The 7,364-nt window shown below is 60.7% G+C and carries 5 protein-coding genes; 2 read left to right on the top strand and 3 right to left on the bottom strand.

Annotated features, from left to right (window positions below; all coding sequences use genetic code 11):
* The first annotated feature begins 357 nt into the window (after positions 1–357).
* Both sphst_RS08955 and sphst_RS08950 read left to right on the top strand, forming a co-directional pair.
* Positions 358–1,737, top strand: a complete 1,380-nt coding sequence (locus tag sphst_RS08955) for a hypothetical protein (RefSeq protein ID WP_031393594.1) — start codon at positions 358–360, stop codon at positions 1,735–1,737.
* Between the two features lie 264 nt (positions 1,738–2,001).
* Positions 2,002–2,379, top strand: a complete 378-nt coding sequence (locus sphst_RS08950; protein WP_043156630.1) for a hypothetical protein — start codon at positions 2,002–2,004, stop codon at positions 2,377–2,379.
* A 379-nt stretch (positions 2,380–2,758) separates the two neighbouring features.
* Here the strand turns inward: sphst_RS08950 and sphst_RS08945 are convergent, their stop codons facing one another.
* Genes sphst_RS08945 through sphst_RS08935 form a run of 3 tightly spaced genes read right to left on the bottom strand, consistent with a single transcriptional unit; the run spans position 2,759 to position 6,413 of the window.
* Positions 2,759–4,672, bottom strand: coding sequence for a hypothetical protein (locus sphst_RS08945; RefSeq protein WP_031393596.1), 1,914 nt, complete (start codon positions 4,670–4,672; stop codon positions 2,759–2,761).
* Entirely contained in the window at positions 4,669–5,238 is a 570-nt protein-coding gene (locus tag sphst_RS08940) for a hypothetical protein (protein WP_051916300.1), read from the bottom strand. Before sphst_RS08940 ends, sphst_RS08945 begins: the two co-directional genes overlap by 4 nt.
* On the bottom strand, positions 5,235–6,413 hold the full coding sequence (locus tag sphst_RS08935) for a dsDNA nuclease domain-containing protein (protein ID WP_031393598.1): 1,179 nt from the start codon (positions 6,411–6,413) through the stop codon (positions 5,235–5,237). Before sphst_RS08935 ends, sphst_RS08940 begins: the two co-directional genes overlap by 4 nt.
* Positions 6,414–7,364 lie beyond the last annotated feature (951 nt).

The following is a 7,364-nucleotide window of genomic DNA, read 5'->3' as shown; positions in this document are numbered from 1 at the left end:
CCGCTGCTCGTGCCGCCACCAGCGCTGACCCGCGAAGCCACCGACATCGCGTTTGCCGCGTCGAGCGTGGCGGAGGGCGACCGGATCGCGCTGTACTACTCACTGGAAGACCGGATGCTACGGCGGGCGTTAATCAGACGATATGGCGGTTAAAGAATTGAAAGCCGTAAGTGTAGATTGCGAGTCTGCGTCGTCCGCAATGACCCAAACCCGGTCGCTTGAGCCGCTTCTACAGTTTACCGAAACCGGCCGCTCGTTCAGGTGACTGTTACACAGGCCCGACCGCGCCATGCGAGCACCGATGCCACGTCACCAAGCCCGTTGAGCCGGCCCCGCACGACCTGCTAGTACTAGCCGATGGCCTATCCTGTATCTTTTGATCGCGAGGAACTTCATCTGGAAGCAGCCGCCGCCTTCGATCGCGACGGGCGCAGGGTGAAGGGTTTATTCGAACGGCAAGCGCCCTATCAACCGTTGGCGGAGCCGTTCCCAACGCGCCGCCAGCCGGAGACGGTCCATGTGCTGTCGAGCAGCCCCGTATCGGCGCGCGTCGACTATGCAGGCCGCACAACCGGCTGGTCCTTCGCCGAGGCTGGCAGCGAGCATGTTTTAACTGGCGAGGGCTACCGCGCGCTTCGCCTGCTGGTCGAGCGCGTTCGTAAGAAGCCGCCATTCGACCGCGGTTTCGGCGATCGGTTTCTCGAAGAGGCAATCGCGACCTGGTGCGCCGCCGGGCACCAGGGCGAGGCGCCGGATTCCCTCAGCACCTGTCTGCTCGACCGCTGTTCTGAAGCATTTGCCGAGCACGTCTATGTCGTGCCGCTGAGCTATGTCGAGATCGAGACCGACGTCGCGCTTGCTGATATCCGGTTGATTACCGTCCCGAACGCATGGTTCGAGCGGGCGGCCGACGATGCTCGCGCGCGTCACCCTGAAAACCCAGACGCGGGAAAGGAGAACAACAAATTGGCCCGCGAATTTGGCAATCTTGCTGGCGTCGAGGTGCGCACTGCGGGCGAACGCCGCTACGCGCGAGATCGCGCGATCGCGCTGGCCGGGGAGGCAGCCGCAGTGCTGCGATTTATGTCGCCGGCGGCGATCTCATCCACTGTGTCGAGTCCGGTCCAGCCTTACGGTGAAGCGCACTTGCCGCAATCGGTCCTGCTGCGCGTGAACGATAACAACCTCGTGGGTTATGACTGCGAATGGCACCATGCTGGGCTCGCGATGTGGAAGCTGGCGGCCGCGGACATTGATCGGCTAGCGCGAGGCCCGCTCTCAAACCTCTCGCGATTCTTCGATGGCAGCGCACTCAGCGACTATGCCGCGCATATCCGGCCGGCATTCTTCGGCTTCTGCCGCGCAATCGGACGCCACGACCGGGTCGAGCGGCTGGTTGGCACGATCAGCGCACTCGAGCGGCTGCTTCTACGCGACGGAACCGAGCCCTTGCAGCACATGGTTGGCGAGCGGCTCGCCTTCCTGATCACACTGGCGGTGGCGGACCGAAGACAGGCTGTTGCCGACTACAAGGCCGCCTATGCCCTCAGGTCGCGAGCCGTTCATCATCTCGGCAGCATCGAGAACGAGGAAGTGGCCGACCGACTTTTCCGCCACGCCTTTCTCGGGTTCCATCAGGCGATCCGGGGGATGTCGATCTTTACGACGCACGCTGCCTTCCTCGACGCGATCGATGTCGTGAAGTTCGGTGGAGAGTTCGGGAACGCGGGAAACTAGGGACGACGCGTCGACGCTGTAGGCTTAACCCGCCTATCCGGTTTGCGGGCGGCTAAATGGCCTGTGCGAGTGCATAGGTGCCTTATTGCCCGCGACTTGGAGAATGCCAGCTTCTTGTTGGCGTTGGACCCAGTTCCGGCCCTTACAAGGCTGCCGCGTCCTCTTCCTAATTCGGCGCCTGCTCAGGAGGGCCGCCGCATGCCATCTTCGTCGTTGTAACGCGGTGATGCTCCCGTTAGCTACCATCCAAGAGGGGCCGCGCTGATGACGATCCGAGACATGCACAGCGACAAAATCGTTAGCGGCGTTCTTGCCTCCGGTGAGCGCGGCCGAACCTACCGGCTACTATGCTCGCGACTCTCATCCGTCGAACTCGCCGAAATTCGCAACGCTCTGGATGTTCGAATTGAGGGCAGTCGGATTGAGACTGCCAGCTGGATACCAGGCGCGGACTGGCGGGATACACCGTACCAGTCGATCTATGAGAACGGTGCACGGATGAACCCAGACCTCGCTGCGCTCATGTTCGGCTTGATCGTGTGGGAGGCGTTTGAGCGTCACGAGGAAGATTGGTACACCGAGCGCTTCAGCATGGGCGGCGAAGAGGACCGTTTTCGCGTGTACTTTAAGCCCGGCGGCTGAGCCGAGCAGACCCACTTGTGGACGGTCGCGGGCTCCCTCCGCCTTCACAACTTCGGCCGTTGGTTCATGTCGAGTAGCGCGGGTCGAAACGGCTTGGTTTGGGACGAAACCGTCGTTCCCAAGCGGCCTGTCGAATGACCGGTGTCACCAGAACCCGACAATCCACGCGCTGTTAACGTGCCGGGCATTGCGATAGGAACTGGACCGATAGCTGTCTGACCGGATTCCGGAGCAACACCTGCGATTGCTGACGTTCCAAGGGACGGCTGATCACGCGACAAACTCCCACCCTGGCGACGCCGAGTTGCGTCAGATTTGAGACGCTTCACGCCGACGGTGAGGTTGGACGGGACGCGATGACGCGAGTGTAGCAATATCTCTAAGCGATATGCACGTGCGGCAGATGTTGGAAATGCGCACCTGTCAAACCCTGAAATGATGCACCAGTGATGATCAGTTGCGCCCCAGCATAAGCTTCCTGGGCAAGCATATTAATAAACGGCTGAACTATGAAATTTTCTTTGTCGCCGATTTTCTCGCCGAGGAAGTCGCCGGGCACGTCGATCACGACAAGACCCGGATAATGGGCCCCTTTAACCGTCGACAACGTGAGCAGACCATAGTGATATGCCATAAGAAAATAAAGGGAGTCGGTTCCGCCCAGTGCCTTTGACCAAAGGCGCCGACCCACGAGGATCCGAAATGTCCCAGACGATAGCTCGACGCGAACCCGATTATGTCGCCACGTATTTGGTTGAAGGTGATTCAGCGCCTCGAGATAGGCGTTCATTCCGTCCTCGAGATGCGCTGCTGCGGCATCGAAATCGACCGCGCGGGCTGAAGCCGCCACACTTGTCTCGAGCGGCTCGATCAGTTTCTCCAACCGGACAATCTCGCTCGTTAGCGAAACGCCGACATCCAGCGCGTCGCTCACGCGAACAAGCTGCCGTTCGCGTTCGTCGAGCTGTCCGCGCCTCATATCGACTGCGCCAATGCGATCATCCGCGAGCGCGGCAATCACCGACCGTGCCGGCCTGAGCTCCTGATCGATTTCGACCAGCTCCTTTTCGGCCGCGGCTGCGTCCGCGGAGAGTTTGTCAGCCTCTCGCGAGATCACCGCCAAAAGCTCATCGGCCTCAGCAAGCTCTCCGGCAAGACGGTCACTCTCGAAGCGCAGCCGAACCGCCCCCATGCCATCAATGATCGGTTCGGCCGGCAGATGCTGATGACATAGGAAGCAGTCAGCGCTGTGTTCTGACAATGTCTTCACCATCTGGTCGCAGGCCGGGCAATGCGTGATCCGCAAATCCGAAAGGATGGCACCGGCATCCGCGGCGCGGGTCATTCGCTCGATCTCTTCCGCCAGATCGCTGCGATAACGCTGAAGCTCGCCGAGCCGATCGCTCACCTCGTTCCGGCGACGGCTGAGATTTTCAATCTGCACGGACGTCGCTGCGCGCTGGACGCCGAGCTCGGCAACCCGGCTCCGTTGCCCGGTGGTTAGCACGGCACCGGCCGTCTGGGAGAGCAATATGTCGCGCTCGGCGAGGAGGCTCTGGCGCTGATCCTCCAACCGCTGCTGCGCAGCGGCAATAGTCACCGTGCTGACATCAACCTGGATGTCACCGTCGGCTAGGAGCTCGCGCGCTAGTTCGTTAAGGGTGAGCGCATAATTCTCGCGTCGGATCTTCAACCGCTCGACCTGCAGCTTATACTCGACGAGCGTTCCATAGTCCTCGCTGAAGACATGTTCGGCGAGACCGGCAAATTGGAGGATGCAGGCGAGTTGTTCGGCTTCAGGCTGGCGGTCGGCAAGGTCTGTCCAGAAGCCCTGCCGCCGGTAGATATGGCGCAGCAGCATACGGAAACTAAGCTCGGGCCAAGTCTGGCCCGACATCGGATTTCCTTTGGGAAAATGCAGCAGCGGGATGCCGAGCTTTTCAAAGAGCCAATGCTGGAATTCCTTCGCCAGCATAGGCTCCTGATCGACGTAGATCTTGCCCTTGCCGCCCGCTTCCTTCCAACGGCGCGAGATCCAGAACGTCTCCTCGCCGACCCGGATCTGTGCAGACGCCGCATCATATTTTGCGGCGAGGCCTTGATCCTCATCGTCTTCGAAGGGATCCGCGCCGGGTTCGCCGAACAGATAGTCGAGAGTCTCGAGCCATTTGGTTTTGCCGGTGTTCGGGCTCCCGACGAGAAGATTGACACCGTCCTCGAAGAGCAGGCGCTCGGGAGCGCCCGTGGCCAGGCGGCGGTTCAGCGAAATGATGGAAAGAAACGCCGTCGTCATTTTTGGATCACACGCCCCATTTCGCGCTTGCCGACTTCGGCGTCGAACAGTCGATATATAAGGTCTTTGAGATAGGTACCCGACTTCGCCCCGAACACAGACTTTACCGTTTTCAGCCGGGCGATGAGCGGCTCAAATGAGGGACGCTCCGCCAGTCTTTGCGTCGATTCCCTGCCAAGCGCCGTCAGGCTGATCTGATAAGACTTCTTATCCTTGATGACGGTGATCAGTTGCTTCGCCTCGAGATGGGCAAGCACATGGTAATAGCGCTTGTCCCATGGACCATAATGGTGGCGCACCATCGATGCTTCGACGGCCCGATCCGCGCCGACTGCAGCGGCGTCTGGAGCATCTGTCTTCGAGACGGCCGCGCGCGCGACGTCGAAGAAATCCGGATAGCGCGTGAAGAAATCGAGTTTTGCCATCTTGGTTAGTCCGTCGATGCGGCCGGCCGTCCCGCATATCTTCACGAGCAGCAAAAGGCGTGCGGCGTGGAATTCAAGAATATCGTCGGCGGCGAGAGGCAGGCTCGCAGGCTGGGTGCCGAGGCGGGAGAGTGACTTCATGCGACCGGCGGCTCGAACCGAAGCAGGCAGCGATCAGCGATGTCGTAGAGACAGCCCTTCAGATAAGCGGACTGATCGGGGAGTTCCGCCGGCCGCTCGGCGTTGATGATGTCCATCTGCTCGACGCAACGCGCATGAAAGCTCGCGCCGTCCGCAACAAGGACGCCCGACATCAGGCGGGTGCGGAGGGACATCGCGTCCGATTTGACGCGGCTCTGGACCGCACGTGTTTCGTCGGTTTCCATATAACGGGATGAACGGACCAGCGCGCCGTAATCGCGGCGCAATTCGACCGCCAACTCGATGATATCGTCGGAAATCCCGACGGCGGAAAGCTTTTCAGCCAGTTTCCCGCCTGACTTTTGCGCGGCGCCCTCCCCAATCTCGCGCAATTTGCCTCGCCACCATGCTACGATCGTCTCGCGAGAAATGATCTTGCGCAATCGGTGCGGCGTCCAAAGCAGATCGCTGGCTGTTTTCGCGACGACCCGCAGTTCCTCGAGCAGGGTCATGACCTGTTCGATCAGCAACATGCAGCCGGCCGCACTAGCGAGCAGAAACAGGCGCCGCTGGTTGCCCTGGACGACGGTCTGATAGTCATGCCGTGCCTCCCAGCGGCAATGGGTCAGCCAGTAGGAGGAATCGGCACCTTTTGGGGATTTGACGTCCGGAAAGCGCCGGTTGAGTTCAGCGAGGAGCGCGGCCATCGCTTCACAGGTGAAGGACCGGAACTCAGACTCGACCGCGTAGGTCAGAGGCTCGAGCGGGCTCGCCGGCGACCGCAGTGTGACGATGCGAAAACGTGCGGCTTCAGCGTGACAGTCGCGTGCGAGCGATCGTTCGAACAGCGAGCTGGCGGGCGTCTTCTTCTTCTCGCACAGCGTCGCGACGGTCCAGAGTTGATCGGGCTTCTCCGCCTTGACCTGCACATATTCAGCGATCCGGACGGTGTCGGTATCGGTCGATCGCACGAGAACGAGATCATCATGCGTTTCGAAATGGATCTTCAACAAGGTCGGATCGCCGATCATGTCCATCAGGAAGCCGACGGCGACCTCATCCTGGTAGCTGAAGCCGCTGCGCGCGATCGGCCCGCCCTCTTCGGCAGGGCCGGCATCATCGATGGAGGGCCACACGATCTCCTTGGCCAGGGACTCTGCCGCCGGTTCCGTCACGCTAAGACAGCATATAGCTGTTTAACCGGCATCCTGATGGTCATCTGTCGCCGCCACATATCAAAAGCTCCAGTGGATCGCGGCATCATTCCGCAAGTTCTGCATTGGCAAGCCGCCCGGCGTGTTGCGCAGCGTATAGCGATGCGCGTGCGTTGGACAGCGCAGTCTCAGCCTTGATCGTGTCGAGGGTGCTGATCGCCGCGGGCTGCGTAAGCTTGCTGACGGATCGCTTCGGAAAGCGCCTTTGGCAGCTTTTATCTGGAGCGGACGACCCGGTGGCCGAGCTGAATGACTGACCGTGGTCGCTAACTGTCGGCAGTCAAAACCGATTGCCTGCCCCCGAACCACGTCTCTCAACGGCTGCTTTACCGCATCTGTCTATATGCCGACACCATCGTCGCCGACATGACCGTCCGGCACCGGGCCTCGAAACGGTCCGGACACAGGATGCCTTGGTCGACGCCGGTCTCGTCCTCGATGGCAATTAAGAGCTGCCCTTGGCGCTGCCGGGCTTCTGCCGGACGAGGATCACGCCCGCCACGTCGACGTGCAGTCCGTCCCTGATGTTGGCGACGTCCTTGCATGGTCGTACGCGGCAGCGGTCAGTTCCTCCCGCAGAGAGGACATCGGATGGGTGTGCAGCGGGAACTGAGTGGTGCGGTCTCGACCACCTCCCGCCCTGCGGTCATCGGCGCAAGTTGGACGAAGGCTCGACGCGCTCTGGGCTGAAGCCATCTGCGGTTTCAACGCACGTTTTTAGAGGCATACCGGGAGGCGATGCGATCGCGTGATCCCGGATGAGACAGGGGTCGCTGTAGCAATTCAGCCACGCCTTTTACAGTTGCCATGGGCGGCTCGACGGCTAAGTTCCAATTTGGCTCGCGGACAGATTTTTTGTCGCGTTTCGCGACACGTGAAAAGAATGTGCGGGAGAATTGCTCCTGCGGTCCA

Source organism: Sphingomonas sp. STIS6.2, from assembly GCF_000732685.2.
Classification (GTDB): domain Bacteria; phylum Pseudomonadota; class Alphaproteobacteria; order Sphingomonadales; family Sphingomonadaceae; genus Sphingomonas; species Sphingomonas aerolata.
Note: the sequence above shows the minus strand (reverse complement) of the source record. Positions and strands in the feature narration are given on the sequence as shown.